General features: G+C 57.6%; 19 protein-coding genes. 9 read left to right on the plus strand and 10 right to left on the minus strand.

Annotation, left to right across the window (positions count from 1 at the left end):
* Positions 1–84 precede the first annotated feature (84 nt).
* Complete coding sequence (ptrR, locus tag AC07W5_RS06710; RefSeq protein ID WP_495023023.1) at positions 85–963, minus strand: putrescine utilization regulator PtrR; 879 nt, start codon at positions 961–963, stop codon at positions 85–87.
* Positions 964–1,063: 100 nt separating this feature from the next.
* Between ptrR and AC07W5_RS06715 the strand changes: the two genes are divergently transcribed.
* Both AC07W5_RS06715 and AC07W5_RS06720 read left to right on the plus strand, forming a co-directional pair.
* Complete coding sequence (locus AC07W5_RS06715; RefSeq protein ID WP_495023024.1) at positions 1,064–2,455, plus strand: aldehyde dehydrogenase family protein; 1,392 nt, start codon at positions 1,064–1,066, stop codon at positions 2,453–2,455.
* Positions 2,456–2,667: 212 nt separating this feature from the next.
* Positions 2,668–4,113 carry a SulP family inorganic anion transporter gene (locus AC07W5_RS06720; protein WP_495023025.1) on the plus strand — a complete coding sequence of 482 codons (1,446 nt, stop codon included), beginning with the start codon at positions 2,668–2,670 and terminating at the stop codon, positions 4,111–4,113.
* 70 nt (positions 4,114–4,183) lie between these two features.
* Here AC07W5_RS06720 and AC07W5_RS06725 read toward each other — a convergent pair whose 3' ends face one another.
* From AC07W5_RS06725 to AC07W5_RS06740, 4 genes are all read right to left on the minus strand, one after another.
* Entirely contained in the window at positions 4,184–4,489 is a 306-nt protein-coding gene (locus tag AC07W5_RS06725) for an NIPSNAP family protein (protein ID WP_494992234.1), read from the minus strand.
* 266 nt (positions 4,490–4,755) lie between these two features.
* On the minus strand, positions 4,756–5,301 hold the full coding sequence (thpR, locus tag AC07W5_RS06730; protein ID WP_494992235.1) for an RNA 2',3'-cyclic phosphodiesterase: 546 nt from the start codon (positions 5,299–5,301) through the stop codon (positions 4,756–4,758).
* Between the two features lie 521 nt (positions 5,302–5,822).
* Positions 5,823–7,307, minus strand: a complete 1,485-nt coding sequence (locus AC07W5_RS06735) for an alkaline phosphatase family protein (protein WP_495023026.1) — start codon at positions 7,305–7,307, stop codon at positions 5,823–5,825.
* A 183-nt stretch (positions 7,308–7,490) separates the two neighbouring features.
* Positions 7,491–8,741, minus strand: a complete 1,251-nt coding sequence (locus AC07W5_RS06740; protein ID WP_495023027.1) for a hypothetical protein — start codon at positions 8,739–8,741, stop codon at positions 7,491–7,493.
* 439 nt (positions 8,742–9,180) lie between these two features.
* On the opposite strand from AC07W5_RS06740, the gene AC07W5_RS06745 reads away from it, so the two are divergent.
* The 4 genes from AC07W5_RS06745 to AC07W5_RS06760 all read left to right on the plus strand — a co-directional run bounded on the left by AC07W5_RS06745 (position 9,181) and on the right by AC07W5_RS06760 (position 12,254).
* Positions 9,181–9,852: a glutathione S-transferase family protein gene (locus AC07W5_RS06745; protein WP_495023028.1), complete on the plus strand. Its 672-nt coding sequence runs from the start codon at positions 9,181–9,183 to the stop codon at positions 9,850–9,852.
* Positions 9,853–10,175: 323 nt separating this feature from the next.
* Entirely contained in the window at positions 10,176–11,216 is a 1,041-nt protein-coding gene (locus AC07W5_RS06750) for a GGDEF domain-containing protein (RefSeq protein ID WP_495023029.1), read from the plus strand.
* A gap of 138 nt (positions 11,217–11,354) precedes the next feature.
* Positions 11,355–11,708, plus strand: coding sequence for a gamma-glutamylcyclotransferase family protein (locus tag AC07W5_RS06755; RefSeq protein WP_495023224.1), 354 nt, complete (start codon positions 11,355–11,357; stop codon positions 11,706–11,708).
* Between the two features lie 117 nt (positions 11,709–11,825).
* Positions 11,826–12,254: a TOBE domain-containing protein gene (locus AC07W5_RS06760; protein WP_495012583.1), complete on the plus strand. Its 429-nt coding sequence runs from the start codon at positions 11,826–11,828 to the stop codon at positions 12,252–12,254.
* 110 nt (positions 12,255–12,364) lie between these two features.
* On the opposite strand, the gene AC07W5_RS06765 is transcribed toward AC07W5_RS06760, so the two are convergent.
* Positions 12,365–13,087 (minus strand): GNAT family N-acetyltransferase, encoded by a 723-nt coding sequence (locus AC07W5_RS06765; RefSeq protein WP_495023030.1) that lies wholly within the window; start codon positions 13,085–13,087, stop codon positions 12,365–12,367.
* A gap of 426 nt (positions 13,088–13,513) precedes the next feature.
* Between AC07W5_RS06765 and AC07W5_RS06770 the strand changes: the two genes are divergently transcribed.
* Together AC07W5_RS06770 and AC07W5_RS06775 are read left to right on the plus strand one after the other, a co-directional pair.
* The gene (locus AC07W5_RS06770; RefSeq protein ID WP_495012585.1) at positions 13,514–14,362 is read left to right on the plus strand and encodes a glycosyltransferase family 2 protein; all 849 of its coding nucleotides are present in this window, start codon (positions 13,514–13,516) and stop codon (positions 14,360–14,362) included.
* Between the two features lie 246 nt (positions 14,363–14,608).
* On the plus strand, positions 14,609–15,580 hold the full coding sequence (locus tag AC07W5_RS06775) for a class I SAM-dependent methyltransferase (protein ID WP_495012586.1): 972 nt from the start codon (positions 14,609–14,611) through the stop codon (positions 15,578–15,580).
* A 57-nt stretch (positions 15,581–15,637) separates the two neighbouring features.
* On the opposite strand, the gene AC07W5_RS06780 is transcribed toward AC07W5_RS06775, so the two are convergent.
* A complete protein-coding gene (locus tag AC07W5_RS06780; RefSeq protein WP_495012587.1) occupies positions 15,638–16,807 on the minus strand; it encodes a Gfo/Idh/MocA family protein in 1,170 nt (389 codons plus the stop codon).
* 26 nt (positions 16,808–16,833) lie between these two features.
* Positions 16,834–17,757: a TIM barrel protein gene (locus tag AC07W5_RS06785; protein ID WP_495023031.1), complete on the minus strand. Its 924-nt coding sequence runs from the start codon at positions 17,755–17,757 to the stop codon at positions 16,834–16,836.
* A gap of 138 nt (positions 17,758–17,895) precedes the next feature.
* Here AC07W5_RS06785 and AC07W5_RS06790 point away from each other — a divergent pair, with 138 nt between their 5' ends.
* A complete protein-coding gene (locus tag AC07W5_RS06790; RefSeq protein WP_495023032.1) occupies positions 17,896–18,954 on the plus strand; it encodes a LacI family DNA-binding transcriptional regulator in 1,059 nt (352 codons plus the stop codon).
* A 69-nt stretch (positions 18,955–19,023) separates the two neighbouring features.
* Here AC07W5_RS06790 and AC07W5_RS06795 read toward each other — a convergent pair whose 3' ends face one another.
* Together AC07W5_RS06795 and AC07W5_RS06800 are read right to left on the minus strand one after the other, a co-directional pair.
* The gene (locus AC07W5_RS06795) at positions 19,024–19,734 is read right to left on the minus strand and encodes a GntR family transcriptional regulator (protein WP_495023033.1); all 711 of its coding nucleotides are present in this window, start codon (positions 19,732–19,734) and stop codon (positions 19,024–19,026) included.
* Positions 19,735–19,803: 69 nt separating this feature from the next.
* Entirely contained in the window at positions 19,804–20,826 is a 1,023-nt protein-coding gene (locus AC07W5_RS06800; protein WP_495023034.1) for a proline racemase family protein, read from the minus strand.

A 20,826-nucleotide genomic window follows, 5' to 3' on the forward strand; every position in this document is an offset into this window, starting at 1 on the left:
CACAACCGTTCTTCGAAGCTGCGCATTTAGCGGGAGTCGCAAGCGACTCCCGTTTTTTTTAGCGTACCTGTCTCCCCAGACTTTTCAGGCCTCTTCCCGCACCACGCCGCGCTCTTCAAGCAAGCGCACAAACATGCTCAAACTTTGTGACACCGTGCCGCGGCGCCACACCAGCCAGGTCCGCAAATAGCGGAATGATTCCGACAGCGGCCAGATGCTCACCGTGGTACACCCTGGCATGCTCTCGAGCATGCTGCGGGGCATCAATGCCAGGCCTGCACCGGCGCTGACGCAGGCCAGCATGCCGTGATAGGACTCCATTTCGAAAATCTTGCCGGGCACCGATGCGTCCTTGGTGAACCAGCTTTCGAAGTGGTGCCGGTACGAACAATTGGCGCGGAAGGCATAAATGTTCTCGCCGTTGACATCCCGCGCACGATGGATCGGGGCATGGTTGAGCGGTGCGATGACCACCATCTCCTCCTCAAACGCCGGCACGCCTTCCAGTGCCGGGTGCAGAACCGGTCCGTCGACGAACGCGGCGGCCAATCGGCCAGAGAGCACGCCCTCGATCATGGTCCCGGAAGGCCCGGTGGACAGGTCCAGCTCGACCTTGGCGTATTGCTGGTTATAGGCGGCCAACAGCTCAGGAATGCGCACCGCCGCCGTGCTCTCCAGCGACCCCAGGGGAAACGATCCTTGCGGCTCTTCACCGGCCACCGTCGCGCGGGCCTCATGGACCAGATCAAGGATGCGCCGGGCGTAGTCGAGAAAACTCCAACCGGCCGGCGACAGGCGCAAGCGGCTCTTCTCGCGGATAAACAGATCCACCCCCAGATCCTGCTCCAGTTGCTTGATCCGTGTCGTCAGGTTCGAAGGCACCCGGTGGATGTGCTGAGCCGCCGCGCTGATGCTGCCCTGCTCGGCAACAGCTTTGAAAATCTCCAGCTGAACCAGATCCAAGTCATTCTCCAATCGTGAACGATATGCTCAGTATTATTCAGTTTCCAGAAAACAAAAGCCACCGTAACCTGAGCCCATCCCCACCTCGCAGGACGGTGCCATGACCAACGTTTCCAGCCTCACCCATGCCATTTCGATCAACCCCGCCAACGGCGAGCAGATCGGCCACTACCCTTTTGAATCCGAATCGGCGCTGCAGGCCGCACTGTCCCGTGCCGCTGCCGGGTTCAAGGCTTGGCGGAGCAAACCCGTAGAGGAACGCTCGCAGTCATTGATCGCCCTGGCTCAGGCATTGCGTGACGACGCAGCAAAGCTGGCGAACATGATTACTCTGGAGATGGGCAAGCCCACCACCCAGGCGCGCGGTGAAATTGAAAAGTGTGCGCAGCTCTGCCAGTGGTACGCCGAACACGGCCCCGCCATGCTGACCGCCGAACCGACGATGGTTGAAGGTGGCAAGGCGCGCATTGAATATCGCCCGCTGGGCCCGATTCTCGCCGTGATGCCGTGGAACTTTCCCATCTGGCAGGTACTTCGTGGCGCCGTTCCAGCGTTGATCGCCGGCAACACCTACGTTCTCAAGCATGCGCCAAACGTGATGGGGTGCGCCTATCTGCTGCTGGATGCCTTCAAGCGCGCCGGCTTTGCCGAAGGTGTCTTCGAAGTCATCAATGTCACGCCAGACGGTGTCTCCAAGGCGATTGCCGATCCACGCATCGCTGCGGTGACCCTCACCGGCAGTGTGCGAGCCGGCACTGCCATCGGCGCGCAAGCCGGTGCGGCCTTGAAGAAGTGTGTTTTGGAGCTGGGCGGTTCCGATCCCTTCATTGTGCTCAACGATGCCGACCTCGACGAAGCGGTCAAAGCCGCCGTTATTGGCCGTTACCAGAATACCGGGCAAGTCTGCGCAGCGGCCAAACGCCTGATTGTCGAGCAAGGTGTTGTCGAGGCGTTCACCCGCAAGTTCGTCGACGCCACCCGCCAGCTGGTCGTTGGCGATCCGCTGGCTGCGGACACCTACATCGGCCCCATGGCTCGCTTTGATCTACGTGATGAACTGGATCAACAGGTGCGAGACACACTGGAAGAAGGCGCGACGTTGTTGATGGGTGGGAAGAAGGCTGATGGCCCCGGCAACTTTTATGAGCCCACTGTCTTCGCTGATGTCACCGACCAGATGACCTCATTCAAACAGGAACTGTTTGGCCCAGTGGCTTCGATCATCACGGCGCGCGATGCCGCACATGCGTTGGCGCTGGCCAATGACAGTGAGTTCGGACTCGCCGCCACCATCTACACCGGCAATGTCGAGCTTGCCCAGCAGATGGCCAGCGAGCTTGAAACCGGTGGAGTATTCATCAACGGCTATTGCGCCACCGACCCACGCGTCACCTTCGGCGGCGTGAAGAAAAGCGGATTTGGCCGGGAGCTGTCGCATTTCGGGGTACGCGAATTTTGTAATGCCCAGACTGTGTGGCTGGATCGGCGCTGACCGCAGCTAAAGAACCTCGAATACGGTTGACTGACTTCCTCAGGGCGTGAAGCTGACGCTCGAAAGCAAAAAAACATCAACCAGCAGAAGATCAAGCAAGGGTTGCAACTACCTGAAAAGTGGCCGGGCTGCCTTCAATTCCGTAACATCCGCAGCCCTCTTTTCCGCCACTCCCTGCGGCCGGTTTCGCCGGCCTGTATTTTAGGTAAACCATGAAAGCAAAACGTCTGCGCGCCGACGCCCTGGCCGGACTCACCACCTCTTTCGCCCTAATGCCCGAGTGCATCGCATTCGCCCTGGTTGCCCACCTCAATCCGCTGATGGGGCTATACGGCGCCTTCATCATCTGCACCCTGACCGCCCTGTTCGGGGGCCGGCCGGGCATGGTGTCCGGCGCCGCCGGGTCGATGGCCGTTGTGATCGTCGCGCTGGTGGTGCAGCACGGCGTGCAGTACTTGCTCACCACCGTGCTGATGGGTGGACTGATCATGACCGCTTTCGGCCTGCTACGGCTGGGCAAGCTGGTGCGCATGGTGCCGTACCCGGTAATGCTCGGCTTCGTCAACGGCCTGGCGATCATCATCGCCCTGGCCCAGCTGGAGCACTTCAAGAGCGGCGAGGCCTGGCTGAGCGGTACACCGCTGTACATGATGATCGGGCTGGTGGCGCTGACAATGGCCATCGTCTACCTGCTGCCGCGCCTGACCCGCGCCGTGCCGCCGGCGTTGGTTGCGATCCTTGGCGTCGGTCTGGCGACATACCTGCTCGGCCTGCCGACCCGCACCCTTGGCGACATGGCGCACATTGCCGGCGGCTTGCCTGAATTAGCCTTTCCAGAGGTGCCCTGGAACCTGGAAACCCTGCGCATCGTGGCCCCCTACGCCGTATTGATGGCCTTGGTCGGCCTTCTGGAAACCCTCCTGACGCTGAACCTTACCGATGAGATCACCGAGAGCCGTGGCTACCCGGATCGCGAGTGCGTGGCACTGGGGGCAGCTAACATTGTCTCCGGTCTCTTCGGCGGCATGGGCGGATGTGCCATGATCGGTCAAACCGTAATCAACCTCAGCTCCAGCGGCCGCGGCCGGCTCTCGGGCGTGGTCGCCGGGGTAATGATCCTGTTGTTCGTGCTGTTCCTTTCGCCGCTGATCGAGCACATCCCGCTTGCCGCACTGGTCGGGGTGATGTTCGTGGTGTCTCAGCAGACCTTCGCCTGGGCCTCGCTGCGGGTGCTCAACAAGGTGCCGCTGAACGACGTGCTGGTGATCTTCGCGGTGACGGCCATCACGGTGTTCACCGACCTGGCCACCGCGGTGCTTTGCGGGATCATCATTGCCGCGCTCAACTTCGCCTGGCAGCAGGCCCGCGAGCTCTACGCCGACAGTCATCTGGAAGCCGACGGCAGCAAGCTCTACCGCCTGCATGGCACGCTGTTCTTCGCCTCGGCCACACCCTTCCTCAACCAGTTCGACCCCGCCAACGACCCGCCCCAGGTGACCCTCGACTGTCGCCACCTGAGCGTTGTCGACTACTCGGCCATCGCCGCGCTGAAGACGCTGCGTGAGCGCTACGTCAAGGCCGGCAAGCACCTGCGTGTGTTTCACTTGTCCGAGCGGTGCAAGCAACTGCTCAAACGCGCCGACGTGCATCACGACTGAGGTCAGCGCATGCCAGGGCCCTCTCAGCCCTGGCACTTGAGGTTCCAATCATGTATCGCTGATAGCAAGGTCAATCGAGCACGGGGCGCATGAAGCTACGCTCATAGCTGACAATGAATTTCTTCTCTAGCGCCAACGTCACCGCCTTGATGCATTCGGCATCGGTTTCGGCTTCTTTGCGATAGCGTTCGTAGTCCGAGAGGCTTTGAAAGCTGAATAGGCAATACGCGATATTGTTTGCACCTTCGGCAGGCAGGAAATAGCCATGGTGCAAGCCTCCCATTCGAGTCACCAGCCGGATCCACAATCGTGAATAGCTTTCAAAAGCAGGGATTTGGTAAGGGTCAATCAGATACTTCACATGGCAGGTAATCACACGAGCTGTCCTTGTTCGATAAAGGACGGAGCTTACCAATTGAGCGTTGATCTGAATATTCCTGCCCGGCGGTTAGCTTCAGCGAGTGCGCCCTCCCGAGTGGCGATGTGCAGTGGTCTAATAAATCGCTCCCCAATTTGGTAAGCCAGGCCTCGCAGCATTGGCAACCCTCAAAAAGCCTGGGCAGCGCCGAACCGGTTTATTTACACAGTCTCGACCGACTCCTGCCATTCGTAACCGGCGTACCGAGGGACAGTCGGGTGCGTCTACGGAACCAGGGGCCATTCGGCCAGCGACCGATAGCGGCCTTTATGCGACTCGAACAGGGTGAAGTGTCTGGCACTCAGGTGAAAGTCTGGTGGGGCATTCGATTCAGGGACAGGTGCTCGATAGTCCCGCATCAAGGTCAAGTGCGGGCGAAATTCCCGGGGGGCGTCCACAAACCCGAGAGGCAGCAGCGCCTGTTGCAAGGCATAGACCAGCTGGCGCAACACCAGTGGTTCCTGCGCTGGAGCGAGTAACAAAATGCCGGCGCGGCGCCATACATCGAGGTGGTCAAGAGGTACCGTCAAATGCTCGCCTGGCATGCGAATACTGGCGGCGGCAGCGCAGATGCCCGGAATCTGCGTCATGGCTACTGATCCCAGAAACATCAGAGTCAAATGAAAGTTTTCCGCTGGAACCGGGCGTCCGCTACTTAGACCAAGAGCACTGCGCCATTGGGCTATGGCCCGGCGTTGTGCATACGCGCAGGGCAGCGCGAAAAACACACGTTTGAACGGTTCGCCGTGCTCACGAGAGTCATTACTCATTCATTGCACCTCCAGGTTGGGCTGAGCGCAGCGATACCCGTCAGGTCATCCCCGAGTGATCGGCTTTGCGCCTGGACGCTGGCGATGCAGAGGCCTCAGGGGGGGTGATTCATCATCTTTGCTGTAATGACAGCGTAGTAGCGCTGAGAAACTCGTCTTGCCCGCCGTCGGTAGGCATGGGCGATATTTGCATACTGCTCGTGGTTCCGATTCACCATCAACCACTTCAGTTGCAAACCGCGATGCCTCCCGCTGCTCGACAGCGTATGCGAGCCCGCGCTGCAAGGCGACATTCGATGCTCTGGTACGGTGCCTGCAGGCTCATACGAGCGGGACAGCGGCCGACGCCTGAAGCGCCTGTTGCAATGTGGCGCTGGCGATGGAAGCGCCCAAGCCGCTGATGTTGCGCAGCAGGCATCGTCCGGACAAACGCCGACAACCCTGGCGGGATATCGTCTTGCGCCGTCGTCAGGTTTGACCGGTAGCGTTTTTTACCGAAGTGCTACCCACTGCGCGTCTCATCAAGCCCCTTTCAACTTCGGATTCAGCGTAGCCAGCTGCCGTATAAAACTTTGTGCACCACCCTCCGTCGATAAATCATTTGTGCCAAGAGAGGTATGTAACGTCGGCTGGGCCGAAAGCTGTTGCCGTGCAAGTTCAACGGCGCAAGCCAAATGGGTGAACCCGGTCTTGAACCCACTGACCGGCAAACTATCCAGATTAATGCTCGCCGCGCCATCCAAAAGAGCGTTCGCGCTGGAAACACTGGCGGGGAGCGTTCGAAGCGATTGGTACACCGATTCGTCATCCGTTCGAGGCTGCACTAACGAGAAAAGGGGCGCCGCGGAGGCTGCTGCACCGTCGCGCCGGGTCAAGGATGTTTTGCCCGCCTGTTGAAGGGCACCTCGCAGAGTGGGGAATAGATCAGTGAGACTTCGAATGACAGAACTGTGATCGAAAGCGGGTTGGCCTTCTTCGGTGGTGACGACTTTACCTTTGGGAACCCAGGGCGAAACAAGCACCGCGGGTACTCGCACGCCTAGTTGATCGAACGCGCTTTTTTGCGGCTGCGCTGCCTTACTCCTATTACGCTGGTCGTCACCAGGCGGCGTACATTTTGGAGGGACGACATGATCATAGAATCCTCCATGTTCGTCATACAGGATCAACAGCGCGCTCGACTCCCAGATACTGGACCCACGGATCTGTTGGTAGACCCAATTAATAAGTGCATCACCAGACGATACAGTGCCTGCTGCATGCTGGGAGTTGCCTTTTTTATACCCATTCACGACATCGTACGACGGCTCAATGAATGTATAGCTAGGGGTGTAACTGCCATTGAGATCCTTTGCCATCTCATGTAGCCAGCGAAAATGCTTGTCACCCGGATCAACGAAGTAATCCGGCATGCCCTTGATAGAAAGTATCTGGGGAAGCAGGTCATCATGGTATACACGCCACTCTAGACCGGCCTTGTCCAGCCAGTCGTAAATCGTACCGTACAAAAAATCGAAGCCGAGACTTTCAAGCGTCACCGCCCCCATCGATTCCAGATTGCCCGGACTGTTGTCCAACCCCCCTGATGTCGCGGCATGCACAAAAAACCGATTGGGCCAGGTCGGCCCGGGGACAGAAGAGAACCAATTATTGAAAACACAGTATTCCTTGGCCAAGTGGCGTAACACCTGAACCTGGGGTGCGCCTGCTGCAAAACAACGTAAAGACTCGGCGCCATTGGCTTGATAGAAGCCATCCATTGTGACGGGGTCTGTGTCGCTTTGCCCCTTCCCATGAAGCTGTACTCGAACTGCCGGGTACTCATGGTCAATATCGCCCATTTGATCCACGGCATCATCTGATACAGCCACTCTCCCACCCATGCTGTCTTTCGCTGCAGTGGCATCCGGCGGCGGTGACGAAATACCGGAAATATCGGAATACCCGAGTAGATGATCAAATGACCGGTTTTCCAGCATCAGTACAAAAACATGGTTTACAGCCATGGCCGTCTCCTTAATGAAACGTTGCGTGCCCTTGGCTCCAGGATGACCGAATATCGGCGTAAGCCATGCGCATGCGTTGAGTAAGCAGGGTATTGGCACCCCTGCATCGAGGTCGGAAATTATTTTCTCGTTAGCAAAGCCGTCTCCAATACAAAGGCAATGGATTAATACGCTAGTGGCCAGTTAATCCGGTGGGTGATAGTCCTGTTTTTGGGTCGCCAACAAGAAAAGGGTGTAGCTCTCTTTCGTGATTTCGAAAAAACTGAACTTCAGCGTTTCTACACTCAGGGCCGGATGGTCCTGGTCGTGCATGCAGGCGGCCGCGTCAGCCAGCACACTATTGGCTGACTCCAGAGACAAGTTCGGGTTTTGCGGGGGGTGAACAAACACTTTCATCAGCGATGCAATGGCGGGCGCATCAGCAAGTCCAAGGGGAACCAGACTGTGTGCATTTTGGCCAAAATGCCTCCAGACGATCGCTTGAGATCCCAATCGCAAGACGTACTTGAAAGAAAAGCCGGTTCGAATGGAAAGAAGAACAGGATCTATCCCGATAAGCTGTTCGATTGAATCGACCCCCTCGGCTGATAACACCGCAGCAATGTTGGCCGTGACCCCCTCAAGCTGAATCAACTGATCACTTTCTTGCCCCTTTTCTGCATTATTCAGACTGCGTGCAGCCAGCCGGCGCAGTGCCTTGAACAACACATCCATAGGAAGGGTACTCACAACAAACGCCGTCGTAGCCTGCAGGCTGGGAGCTGTATCTGTGGTCGCACTGAAAGCCATACCGATAGGGATCGCCAGAACCATCCGCAGCGCATACCAATAGACATCCGCCACGTTCAAAGTGCGCCTACGCACGCTGACCACAAGATCACTGATGACAAACAGATACGCGCCGCCCAGGGAGGCAGCGGCAATTGGGGCATTCACAAACGAGCCAGATTTCAGTCCGCCAAAAGCCCATGCGATATACAGCGTTGCACCTACGAAAACTGAAACAAGCATCAGCGTCATAGGAATCAAGAATGCATTGCGGCCGTAGTTCTCCTCATAGATCGTGGTAAACAAGACATCTGCCGCTTGCTCGGCAGCTTTTTTGGTGTCCGCGTCTTCGGGAATGGGCCACGTCTTCAAAATGCGGTTTTTATCGGTTCGTGGCTGCCAAAACTGCCTCAAATAAAAAACAAGGGCCCCGTTGTTAAGCCGGTTCCTGAACTCCTCATACCGGGCAAACCACCCATGTTCCAGAAAGCGGATAAGCGGCGCTGCAGCCAGGCTTGTTGTGACAAGAATCAGTACGACGTACCCGCCCCAGGCAAGAGAATCTTGTGGCGTATCACTTAGATGGCTCTTATAAACAGCCGTCACCCCCACACCATCGCAAAGAAAAAGAACCAGCCAGATCCAGGAATATTTCCGCGTTTCCATGCTCCCCCCGGCGTTCATCCTTTATGCCTGGAGGAAAGGCTAGCTCATGTCATAAAAAATGCATTTTCCATGGGCAACTTTTATATATGCATTCCACCACTGCAAGTGGCAACAGAATCATTACAGTGGAAAAAAATAGTCATCAACAATTCGTGTTATTACTGCGAACAGCCTACTGATTCGTTATTAAAACTTATTGTCAGGGACCAATGATCGAACCTGATTCGGCTGTCGCCGCCGCTACGACCTCTTCGGGCAGTCAATCCAGCGACTATGATGATGGGTACGACGGACTCGGAACGCCTGCGTGCACAAGCGTTATCGTCGACCAGATGCCATTTCGCCTCGTGCCAGGCCTCCCCCCGAACGACAGCGCAGACTGCACTGGTTTTCCCGTCTTCAAGTAGTGCGTCCCACACGTCCCCCCAGGAGCCGAAAGATGTCGCTGACTCTTTACTATCATCCGCTGGCGTCGTACTGCCACAAAGTACTCATCGCACTCTACGAAAACGCTGTCGAATTCGAAAAGCGGATCATCGATCTCACCGACGATGCAGACAGAGCACAGCTTCAAGCCATATGGCCAATCTGCAAATTCCCGGTCATCCGTGACCACGCTCGCAAGCGCGACCTGCCAGAGTCCACAGTCATCATTGAGTACCTGGATCGCTTCTATGCCGGTGAACACCCTTTGATTCCAGGCAATTGGGACACCGCGCTGGATGTGCGTCTATGGGACCGCTTTTTCGACAACTATGTCCAAGGGCCGATGCAACAGATAGTCGGTGATCGCTTGAGCGGTGCTAACGGTGATTTGACAAAAGCACGATCCACGCTGGAGACCGCATATGGCATGCTCGACCGCCAGATGGCATCCAGGACCTGGGTTGCCAGTCAGGACTTCAGCATGGCCGATTGCGCCGCTGCCCCGGCGCTTTTCTATGCCAGTACCGTCCAGCCGTTCCCGGACGGGTTCAGTCACTTGAGCGCCTATTTCGACAGGTTGACGCACAGACCGTCATTCCAACGGGTGATCGACGAAGCCAGGCCCTACTTTTCGCTCTATCCATATGCGGATGCCATTGCGGAGCGGTTTCGCCAGGAGTCTTAGCGTCACCCTGGGTAGAGGCCAACAGAAACGACCATCCTGGCTGCCCATGTCGCTCGATTGAACACTTCATGGCGTTACGCTCGTGCCTGCTTCGATTTGCCGACTGGAGTAATGACGGTGCCTTCAAGCATGTCCTGTAACCTTTGCACTTCAAGCTCAATCAGGACAGTCCGGGCTGCTTGATCAACGAATTGCTGCAGTCAAGCCAGGTCTACATCAGGTCTATACGCTGATCAGCTTAGAATAGGATGGCCGTCTGCAAGAGGTATGGTTATGCTCCTCTTGCTTTATGTTCGACAAAAATCAACAACGACAGTGACGTTATGAGCCAATCAGAGAAGCGGGCGACTGCCCTATCGCTATATCCAGAGGATACCCGCGAGGCGGCGGCCCTGCTCAAGCAAGCCATACCGCTGATGGTGCGTCACAATATTCCACCCAACCCAGTGCACTACGCCCTCTGGTACACCTACAGCAAAGGCCTGGAGCCTGAACTGAATCGCCACCTGGATAGGGTGGTCGAAGACTTCGACAGTTTCCCCCCGGAATCCGCCGCCAGGCTTTTTCGCGACTACATCATTCGCGATGAGTTGGAGGACGCCCGCGCCGGGCAGCAACAAGCGATCAACCTGGTTGACGACATTGAACGCGACATCTCGAGCAGCGTGATGGGCAATCTCAACTTTCAGGCCAGCCTGGAACACTGCCTGGGTATGCTTGAGGAGCCGGTCATTAACCGGTTGCCCGCCGTACTCAGCGAATTGCAACAGAGCACCCAGCTCATGCAGGACCAGCAGCAGCGTTTCCTTTCCCAACTGCAAACTGCTCAAAATGAGATTAAAAGCCTGCGAGACAAGCTTGAGCGCGTCCAGCTGGCCGCGACGCTGGACAGCCTGACTCAGGTGCTCAATCGAAACACCTTCACTCGCTTGCTGGAGCAAGCGCTGAGCAACGCCCCCCAGGGTGTGGCTCTGGTCATGCTGGATATCGATCACTTCAAGCAATTCAATGACCAGTACGGTCATCCTTTAGGCGACCGCGTACTCCAACATGTCGGTCAGGTGCTGCGAAACTCGCTTCCACCGCATGCCATGGCGGCACGCTATGGCGGCGAAGAGTTCTGCGTGATCCTGCAGGAGTGTACCGATATCGCCAGCGCCCATGCCTTCGCGGAGCAACTGCGTCTGAAAATTCAGTCGTTGCGGATCAAGGCTCGTCGCTCCGAAAAGGTGCTGGACACGGTAACCGCGTCCTTTGGTGTCGCCCTCGCCAGAACCGGTGACAACCTGGAGAGCCTCCTGACTCGCGCCGATGACGCGCTTTACCAGGCCAAGCGTAACGGGCGCAACCAAGTACACCGGTGATCGCCCCCACGGCGAATCACCGCCCGGATCGACTGGCGGTTTATGGATTCCGGAAATCCGGATTGCCCACCCGGAGCGTCCATTCGGGCATTCCATGAAGAGTTGCTCATCAAATCGACCATCGTTCAAGGAAACCTAATGGCCATTGAAACAGAGCAACCAGTCCTGCTGTTCTCCTACGGCACCTTGCAGGATCCAGCAGTCCAACGGTCCAGCTTCGGACGCAAACTGAAGGGTCGTCCTGATGCTCTACCGGGCTACAAGCAAAACCTCGTCGAAATAACTGATCCGCAGGTATTGGCCGCAAGTGGAAAAACCCATCATCCCATCGTGCAAGAGAGCGGCGACATGTCGGGTGAGGTCAGCGGCACTGTTTTCGAGATCACGCCACAGGAGCTGGCAATGGCCGACAAATACGAGGTGGCGGACTACAAACGTGTTGAGGTTGTGCTCAAATCCGGTGCCAATGCCTGGGTGTATGTGCAAGCCTGATGCCTGGACATTTCACGCCGACAGATGACCAGTGGTGCACTGCACTTGCTTTTGCATAGCAATAATCTTGATGATGCCGGTAAATCTTAACCCAGTGGTCAAAAAGGAGTTTTCGCTATGAAAGTCAGTGCGCGCAACGTATTCAAAGGCAAAGTCACTCAGGTACAAGAAGGCGCGGTCAATGCCGAAGTAGGTTTGACACTGCCCGGCGGTGAGCAACTGGTTGCCGTGGTCACGATGGAAAGCATCAAAAATCTGGGGATTGCGGTAGGCAAGGACGCGATCGCTCTGATCAAGGCCCCTTGGGTGATGCTGATGACCGAATCCAGCGACATCCGTCTCTCTGCGCGCAATTGTCTGGAAGGCAAGGTTGTCAGTGTTAATGACGGAGCCGTCAACGCCGAGGTGGTTATCCAGCTTGCCGGCGGTGCCGAGGTGTATTCGATCGTGACTCGACATGCAGTGGCAGATCTGGGGTTGGCACCCGGTGTCAGTGCCACAGCGGTGATCAAGGCCTCCCACATCATCCTGGGTGTTCCGGTCTGATCGGATAAGCCTGCCGGGTGCCAGGTAAGGGACGATCAACCACCGGTCGAACGCTCCTTACTCTCGCAGGCCAAGGCCGACTTCGAGCCTGACAAGAGACTCAATGCATCCTAGAGCAAGCGTGGTCCGCGCCCGGTGTTTTGCAAGGCGGCCTCTCCAAGACGGTCCAGCACAAAGGCCTTCGCGTGGCGTGTCATCTGGTCGAGATGCCGGTCACGCTTCTTCTCGGCGTCCACCATCGCTTTTCTGCCATTTTGCGCAAGCAGATAAGTATGAATCTGCCGTACTTCCACAGAGCTATAGATCGGCGCTACGTCCAACACCGCCAACAGGCCGTCCGTACCGTGGTCGCGGGTATTCATGACGACCTGAGGACCGCGCGCACCCACAACCTGAAAACCCATCGACTCGAAATACGGCACCTTGCCAACAAAGCAGGCCAGCTCGGCATGAGGGTATCGACTGACCATTTCCTGCAGCATCGCGCGCGCAACACCCCGACGTCGGTGGCCTTCCCGCACGGCCATATAGGCCACTGCGCAAGCCTCGGGATCGTCCTTCACCGGCAGATACAGCAAGAAGCCAACGACAGTGGAAGGGTCCTGGGCATCCGAGGCCACGATCAATTCGACGGGAATGCCTCTGGAACCGTCCATAGCGTCCAGATAGAGATGAACCTCGTATCCGATACCGTATTGATAGAGGTTGTAGAGCGGATTGCTTGGCGCGATGGCCACCATGCTGATATCGGTTACGTAGTCGACGACCAACTGCAGGATCTGGCTTTTGATGGCCTCGGGTGGTGGGGTTTCAAAGGGGGTGATGGTGAACATCGAGTTTCTGACTCCGAGGGTTAAGGCTTGCCCGTGACTTCAAGGATCAGCGCTGGGCGGGGTCATCATAACCCGTCTTTGCGCTAACAACGGATGGCGCGGCTTGCCCATCGCCCTGCCCCGGCTGCCAGGCCGTCACTGCGGCGCTAGCGCACAATCCAGAAGTCACGTCCGCCCCCTGTATCGCCCGCCGGGAACGCGGTTACTGTTCGTTGGCCGCAATGCCGGACACGTTGACCATCAACGCAGTACGCAGCAGCGCCAGCCCATCGGAACCGAAAAACAATCCTGTCAGAAAATTTATCCACCGGGGAACAGGCTGAAAGGTTACCCGCTCTAGGATGAGCGCAAGCCTGAAGCTTATGCCAGCCCCCCTTTGAACTGGCATTACCGGAACAGCAGTCAGCCATCGAGGTTGAAGAACTTATGACATACCCACTTGCGACCAAGGCAAACTACAGTGTTGTGCTGGTTAATTACAAATCACTGGGGCTGACCAGGACTTGCCTGGAGCTGCTGCGCGAGGGGTTGCAGGAGACTGGCGTTCCTGTTTTTGTGGTGGATAACCATTCGGACGATGCGAGCAGCGAATACCTGCGCACGCTGAACTGGATCAACCTGATTGAACGTAAAGTAGCCGCCCCTGAAGCCGGAAGCGTTGCTCACGGCCGAGCCCTGGATCTTGCTTTGGATCACGTTGAAACCGAGTATCTGTTTCTGTTGCACACCGATACTTTTATTTACGATCCGACTGTTTTTACCATGATGATCGGCCAGTGCACTGGTCCACGCGAAGTGGCGGCTGTCGGATGCCTGGAACAGTTGAATCGAGGTGTGGGTCGATCAGCCTGGCGCCTGGTTTCACGATTTTTCAAGCACTACGCTCGGCGTGGCATGCGAGCCCTGGGCTTGAAAGCAAAGTCGCCGAAACCGTTCAGAGAAACTCACTTGAAGAGCTTTTGTACCCTGTGGAATGTGCGGCTGATCAAGAAGCACGGGCTACATTTTCAAATGGATGAGCGTAATCCCGGTTATGAACTGCAAGATAGAATGGCAGCGCTGAACTACAAGATCAGCTTTCTTTCGCCACAAAAGATATTCCGTTATCTGGACCATATTCAAAGCGGGACGGTCTCAGCGATGGGTGGTTATGCGGATAATCACCGAAGGGTCAAGGCGTACAATCAACTGACCGGAGAGAGACAATTAAGATCTCATTCACTTGATATGAGAAAGCCATTTGGGATCCTTCCAACAAAAACGGCCGTCTACTGACTCCACGCTGGCGAAATCCTCCCTCTTTAAATCCGGGGGCCTTCCTCACGCTTCGGTGCCCTGCCTGCGTGCTGAACATTTAAGAAGCACAAAAATACCGCCCAAGATGACTTGAGCGGGATTCTTCCAACAGGCAGTGTCATTGAGATAACGCTGCGAGCTCAGTGGCGGTTTCAATCCCGGTGACCTATATATCCGGCTAATTGTGTTTAAAATGCCATCCCTTCAAATTACCAGCCCTGCCCAATGAATCCTGACGCCCTCTCTACCCTGCACCACCATTTGCTGACAGCCCTGGCAGCTGTGCCCGACGAAACCCGCCGCCTGTTCCACGGCCGGGGCCGATGCTGGCCGGGGCTGGAACAACTGACCGTCGACTGGATGCAGGGCGTGGTCCTGGTCTCGCTGTTCAAAGAGCCTGAGCAGACGCAGCTGGAGGCATTGAAGCGGCTGCTGATGGAGATTACTCAGTCACCTGTGTGGGAAAAATCCGGCGCTCATAGGTTATTGCTGCAACACCGCTACCTGCCGCAAAGCACCATCGAATGGCTGCTGGGGGAAACGATCGAGGAATGGACGATCACCGAGGGAGGCCTGCGTTATAAGGTGGACCTGGGCAAGAAACAGAACAACGGTCTGTTTCTCGACATGCGCTACGGCCGCAATTGGGTACGGGCCAACGCCCATGGCAAGCGTGTCTTGAATCTGTTTGCTTATACCTGCGGGTTTTCAGTGGCCGCCATCGAGGGTGGCGCGGATCATGTGGTCAATCTGGACATGTCCCGCGTGGCCCTGAGCCGTGGGCGCGACAATCACCGGCTCAACGGTCACGACCTGGGCAAGGTGAGTTTTCTCGGCCATGACCTGTTCAAGTCCTGGGGCAAGGTAATAAACAGCGGCCCTTACGATCTGGTGATCATCGACCCACCTTCCTTTCAGAAAGGCAGCTTTCTGCTGACCAAGGATTACCAGCGCGTGTTGCGCCGGCTGCCGGAACTGCTCAGCAGCCACGGCACCGTACTGGCCTGCATGAACGACCCGGCCATAGGCCCGGATTTCCTCATCGACGGCGTAACCCGCGAAGCCCCGAGCCTGCGCTTCGACCAACGCCTGGAAAACCCGCCGGAATTTGCCGACGCCGACGCTGAATGCGGCTTGAAGGCGCTGGTGTTCAACCTGGATGAAGCCCAACCTGGAGCCGGGCTTCATCCCCTCTGAAGATAATTTCACACTATGAGTGACCGGTTCACGCCTGGGGGCAAACCGTATCCTGGGTCAGTAATCAATCCACACCCCACCGCTGTCGGCAGAGCTGACACAACGTTCGACCCATCGCACACCCTCGACACCCGCGTGGATATCCGGATAGCGCAGCGTCGCCAGCAGTGCCTGGTCCCCGCGGTCGGCTGCGTCCATGGCCATGGCGAAACGGTAGTAAAGGTTGGACCAGGCCTCGAACAGTCCTTCGGGGTGTCCGGCACCAATGCGGTCATCCAGTAGTGCGTTGTGATGCAAATAGCCCATGCCACGCTCTAACACCTGGGCGGGCTTGCCCTGGACCTCGAAAGACAGCTGGTTCGGGCGCTCGTCCCACCATTCCAGGCTGGCCCTGGAGCCTATTACCCGAATCTTCTGGCCATGCATGGAGCCGGCATTCACCGCGCTGGACCACAATGTCCCCATCGCCCCTCCCTCATATTCCATAAGGGTGTAGGCATTGTCCTCAAGAGGCGCCCGGCTTTTGACGAAGCTTTGACGGACACACAGCAACTTCTTGATTTTTAGCTCGGGCAACATGACTTCCGACAGGTACAACGGGTGGGTACCGACGTCCCCCAGAACATAACTGGGCCCAGCCAGGCGTGGATCGACCCGCCACTTGGTGGCGTCGCTTTGAGCTTCCACGGGCTCGCTGTGAAAACCATGGGCGAACTGCATGTGAACCATGCGGATCTCACCCAGCTCGCCCTGGGCGATCATTTCACGGGCCTGCTCGATAAGCTGGTGTCCGGCATAGCCATAGGTGACCCCCACGATCCTGTTCCTGGCTGAGGCAATTTCCCGCAGGGTTTGCGCCTCCTCCAGGGTAAAACACAAGGGCTTTTCGCAGACCACGTGCAGCCCTGCTTCCAGCGCCGCTTTGGTAATTGCGAAATGGGTGCCGTTGGGCGTCGCTACGGAAATCGCCTGGATGCCATCCGGCCGCCCCGCCTCACCCTCGAACAAGCTACGGTAGTCGGCATAACAGCGTTCAGGGTCGACCCCCAGCTGCACGCCAAAGGCCCGGCCGCGTTCTGGATCAAGATCGAATGCGCCGGCCACCAGCACAAATGCCTGGTCACGTAACGCTGCGCTGCGGTGGATGTAGCCGATCTGACTATCGCGCCCACCGCCTACCATGGCCCAACGAATAGGTTGGGGAATACGCTTGCTGCCATTGATCATCGATAAGTCCTTGGCGTGAGAGAGGGTCAGAAACCCACCTGGGAGAGGTAGGCACGGCTGGCTGTGACGTCCCGCAGGCTGCCATGGGCGTTACGGGGATCGCGTTCTTGCTCGACGGTGATGTAGCCCTGATAACCGAGCTCGGCGATCAGCTCGCGCAAGGCGTGATAGTCGATGACACCCTGACCGATCGGGCACATCACACCCTTGCCGCACGCGGCGAAGAAGCTGATGTGCTCGCCCAGCACCTGATCAAACATCGCCTGATCAATATCTTTGAAATGCAGGTAATCCAGGCGATCCGCGTACTGGCGCAGAGTCTGAACCGGGTCCATGCCGGCGTAGTAGAGGTGGCCGGTGTCCAGGCACAAACCCGCCACTTCATAGGGGATGTCGTCGACCAGCCGAGCCAACTCATCAGCGAACTCAATGTAGCCCCCGGCGTGAGGATGAATGACCGTTCGCACGCCGTATTGCGTCCATGCCAGCTCGGCAATCGCACGGATATGGCTCAGCATGCCCCGCCAGGCATCTGGCGCCAGACGCGGGGCGCGGTCGGAATGACCGGCAGCGTAGTCACGCTCCTCGTGACCCCAATCGATGACCACCAGGCAAGGCATGCCAAAGCGCTGTCCCGGCTCCTGTGGGATCACCGGCAATTGCTTGAGCAAGGCACAGATGTTGCGGGTTTGACTGAGAAGATTCGGCAGATTGGAGGGATCGACCAGATTGTCGAAAATGGTCCCGGCTACGACGTGCAACCCCTGCTCAGCCAGCACCGGGCCCAGCACCCGGGAGTCGAGCGGGAGGTAACCGTAAGGCCCAAGCTCGATGCCGCGATAGCCCGCCTGCGCGGCTTCACTGAGCACCTGCTGCCACGCCGGTAAATGAGGATTCTTGGCATCGTCTACGCCCCAGCAACAGGGGGCGGTCGAGATATGGAGGGTCATGTCAGGCTCCGATGATTATTGTTATGAGTCGTGCTGTTTCGCTCGGAGGAATCCTAAGGCGAGCCCGGCCACTGCTGCTATAGTCGCCAGGCGATAGCTGTCAAAACCCGTCAAAACTTTCAGCAAGGCTTTCATTTCATGTCAGAGCCAAACAACCCGTCGCAGCGCCGTTCAACCATGGAGGATGTGGCGCAGGCTGCAGGAGTCAGCCTGTCCACCGTTGACCGAGTGATGAATCTGCGCGCCAATGTGCGCGCCGATACCGCGCAGCGCATTGCCGAAGCCGCCGCCAGGCTGGGGTTCTACGGGCGCAATGTGATCGAGCAAAGGCTGCTTCAGAAGCGCCCGACCGTGCGCTTGGGGTTCCTGCTTCACAAGCGCGGCGTCGCTTTTTATCAGGGCCTGGCAAAAGCCCTGGCCGAGGCCGCGGCGGCCAGCGTTCGGGCGCAGGTTCGGGTGATGATCAACTACATCGATGACCTGGACCCGACAGCCACGGCGCAGCGCATCCTGCAGCTACAAGGTGAGGTCGATGCGCTGGGTGTCGTTGCGGCTGACCATTCAGTGGTGCGCAAGGCCGTTGCCCACATGCGTGCTGCAGGCGTCCCGGTGGTTGCCCTGGTATCCGAGCTGGAAGTTTCGGCAGCCGCAGGCTATGTCGGTGTAGACAACCGGCGCATGGGCCGCACCGCAGGCTGGTTCATCAAACATCTGGCGCCACAACCCGGCCCGGTGGCAGTGATGCTCGGAACACAGCGCTTTCAATGCCAGGAGCTGTGCGAGATGAGTTTGCGCTCGTTCCTCTCGGAACAATCCCCGGATTGGGAGTTACTGGCTACTCGCCTGACTCTGGAGGATGAGGCGTTCGCCTATGCCAGTACCCTGGACCTCCTGACCAGTGAGCCCGACCTGGTCGGCCTCTATGTGGCCGGGGGAGGAATCGAGGGTGTGGTCAGCGCACTGCGCGTACTGAAAACGCAGAACGTCCCGTTGCCGACGGTGGTGTGTCACGACTTGACCCCGATCACGTCGGCGGCCCTGCGCGATGGCGTGGTTCAGTGTGTTCTTTCTCACCCGGTTGTGGCGCTGGCGCAGACCGCCGTGAAGGCCATGGTGGACGCTACGATAGATCCCTCCTCCGATGCTGGCGCCAGGTTCATGCTTTCACCGCAGATCGACGTCGCCGAAAGCATCTGAGGTTGCCGACGGAGTAGAGGAAAAGCCGCCCCGTGCCCCTCGTGGGGCAAGCATTGCCGACGACGCGGTTCAAGCAACGGACATATTTTCCGTCAGGTTCTGTTGCATATACGCCAGGAACCGGCGCTGAAACAACATTGTATGTTCATGGGCCGCGTGCTCGGCTTCGTCGGGTTTACGCGCGGCTATGGCATCGACAATCTCGTCGTGGTCCCGACCTAATCGGGTTGTGGTGCTCGCCGTGCCGATAATGTAATCGAAGTGCAGATGCGCAAGACGCTGTCCTTCGCCCAACAGTTTTTCGTAGTAGCTGATGAAATATGGATTTTTCCCGGCCTCGGCGATAGCCATGTGAAAGGCCTTGTTCCTTTCGGACATTGACTGGAAATCACCCGTACCCACAGCGTCCAGATAAGCGGCATCGGCCTTGCGTATACGAATCAGGTCCTCCTCGGTGCGGTGCATGGCAGCGAGCCGGGTCACTGCGCGCTGGATCAGATCGAGGGCGGAAATATAGTTGGGAAATTCCTCGATTTCGAAGGGCGTCACCAACGTCGTGCGGTTAGGCAAAATGGTGACAAGCCCCTCGCTGATCAAGCGGGCAAGCGCATCGCGCACAGGTGAACGGGACAGGCCAAACTGGGCTGCTAAAGACACCTCATCCAGGGGCGTACCAGGCTTGAGCTTCAGCGTCAGAATTTGCTTGCGCAATTCCTCGTAGATGTAGCGGCCGCCATGGCGTTTTGCACTTCCGGTCGTTTCAGTGGTGTCTTTACTCATTGGGTCGCTCTCAGCCGTGCTGGCCAGACATCCGGCCAGCCTGCAACTTTAACACCTGCCCCGCCATAGTTAGAATCCTTCGCCCCAGGTATCACTTAGCATGAAACCTTCAGACAATGGGTCATCCGGGTCTACGCCGACCTGGTGCAACCCGTAAATCCAGGCACGACCTGTGATCCTGGGCAGAACTGCTGCCCTGTCCCCCACCGCGGTCAGGCCAAGCAGCTCGACCTGGAACTCGCCACCGATGGTGGAACGGGAAACAAGCGTGTCCCCCACGTCGACCAAACCTCGCGCGCTTAATGTGGCCAGGTTAGCTGAGCTGCCCGTTCCACAAGGCGACCGGTCAATCCGGCCTGGCGGTAACGTCGTACAGGTCTGGTAGGTTTTCCGGTCCACACGGTTGCGAAACATCACATAGGCAACCTCGTTGAGGCCCTTCAACAGCGGATGACTGACGCTGACCTGCTCGTTGATGAGCCCTTTGAGACGCACACCTTGGGTCGCCAGTTCGCGGGCATTTTCGGGAGCGATAGTCAAACCGACCTGATCGACGTCGACCAACGCGTAATACACCCCGCCGAACGCAATGTCGGCCTTGATGGTTCCGAATTCGGCAGTCTGGATGGGGGCATCCAATTGCTCGACAAACGAAGGAACCATATCCAGGGAAACGCTCAAGCAACGCCCCTCCTTACAGTGTGCCCGGGCTGTCACCAAACCTGCCGGAGTATCCAGCACAACAGTCGTCACTGGCTCCTCCATCGTCAGCATGCCCAGCTCCAGCAACGCCGTCACGACGCAGATGCAGTTGCTGCCGGACATGGGGTGAGCCTTGTCCGCCTGCAAGACGATAAAGCCTGCCTGAGCCTCGGGCCGGGTCGGTGGCAGCAGCAGATTCACCGACATTTGAAGACAGCCACGGGGCTCGAGCACCACCAACCGACGCAAACTGTCATCCACCTCGTTGATGTAGTTCATCTTGTCGAGCATGGTCGTGCCGGGAACATCAATGACGCCCCCGGTAATGACCTTGCCGATTTCACCTTCACAATGCACGTCGACCATTTGCAGCGTTTTTTTCCAGCGCAT

It is taken from the genome of Pseudomonas sp. GW821-FHT01E05, from assembly GCF_059422425.1.

What these genes read in the sequence shown, in the direction of transcription:
- AC07W5_RS06715 (WP_495023024.1), top strand. Translation starts at nt 1,064, where the DNA reads ATGACCAACGTTTCCAGCCTCACCCATGCCATTTCGATCAACCCCGCC.
- AC07W5_RS06720 (WP_495023025.1), top strand. Translation starts at nt 2,668, where the DNA reads ATGAAAGCAAAACGTCTGCGCGCCGACGCCCTGGCCGGACTCACCACC.
- thpR (WP_494992235.1), bottom strand. Translation starts at nt 5,301, where the DNA reads ATGAGTAATGACTCTCGTGAGCACGGCGAACCGTTCAAACGTGTGTTT.
- AC07W5_RS06735 (WP_495023026.1), bottom strand. Translation starts at nt 7,307, where the DNA reads ATGGCTGTAAACCATGTTTTTGTACTGATGCTGGAAAACCGGTCATTT.
- AC07W5_RS06740 (WP_495023027.1), bottom strand. Translation starts at nt 8,741, where the DNA reads ATGGAAACGCGGAAATATTCCTGGATCTGGCTGGTTCTTTTTCTTTGC.
- AC07W5_RS06745 (WP_495023028.1), top strand. Translation starts at nt 9,181, where the DNA reads ATGTCGCTGACTCTTTACTATCATCCGCTGGCGTCGTACTGCCACAAA.
- AC07W5_RS06750 (WP_495023029.1), top strand. Translation starts at nt 10,176, where the DNA reads ATGAGCCAATCAGAGAAGCGGGCGACTGCCCTATCGCTATATCCAGAG.
- AC07W5_RS06755 (WP_495023224.1), top strand. Translation starts at nt 11,355, where the DNA reads ATGGCCATTGAAACAGAGCAACCAGTCCTGCTGTTCTCCTACGGCACC.
- AC07W5_RS06760 (WP_495012583.1), top strand. Translation starts at nt 11,826, where the DNA reads ATGAAAGTCAGTGCGCGCAACGTATTCAAAGGCAAAGTCACTCAGGTA.
- AC07W5_RS06765 (WP_495023030.1), bottom strand. Translation starts at nt 13,087, where the DNA reads ATGTTCACCATCACCCCCTTTGAAACCCCACCACCCGAGGCCATCAAA.
- AC07W5_RS06770 (WP_495012585.1), top strand. Translation starts at nt 13,514, where the DNA reads ATGACATACCCACTTGCGACCAAGGCAAACTACAGTGTTGTGCTGGTT.
- AC07W5_RS06775 (WP_495012586.1), top strand. Translation starts at nt 14,609, where the DNA reads ATGAATCCTGACGCCCTCTCTACCCTGCACCACCATTTGCTGACAGCC.
- AC07W5_RS06780 (WP_495012587.1), bottom strand. Translation starts at nt 16,807, where the DNA reads ATGATCAATGGCAGCAAGCGTATTCCCCAACCTATTCGTTGGGCCATG.
- AC07W5_RS06785 (WP_495023031.1), bottom strand. Translation starts at nt 17,757, where the DNA reads ATGACCCTCCATATCTCGACCGCCCCCTGTTGCTGGGGCGTAGACGAT.
- AC07W5_RS06790 (WP_495023032.1), top strand. Translation starts at nt 17,896, where the DNA reads ATGTCAGAGCCAAACAACCCGTCGCAGCGCCGTTCAACCATGGAGGAT.
- AC07W5_RS06795 (WP_495023033.1), bottom strand. Translation starts at nt 19,734, where the DNA reads ATGAGTAAAGACACCACTGAAACGACCGGAAGTGCAAAACGCCATGGC.
- AC07W5_RS06800 (WP_495023034.1), bottom strand. Translation starts at nt 20,826, where the DNA reads ATGCGCTGGAAAAAAACGCTGCAAATGGTCGACGTGCATTGTGAAGGT.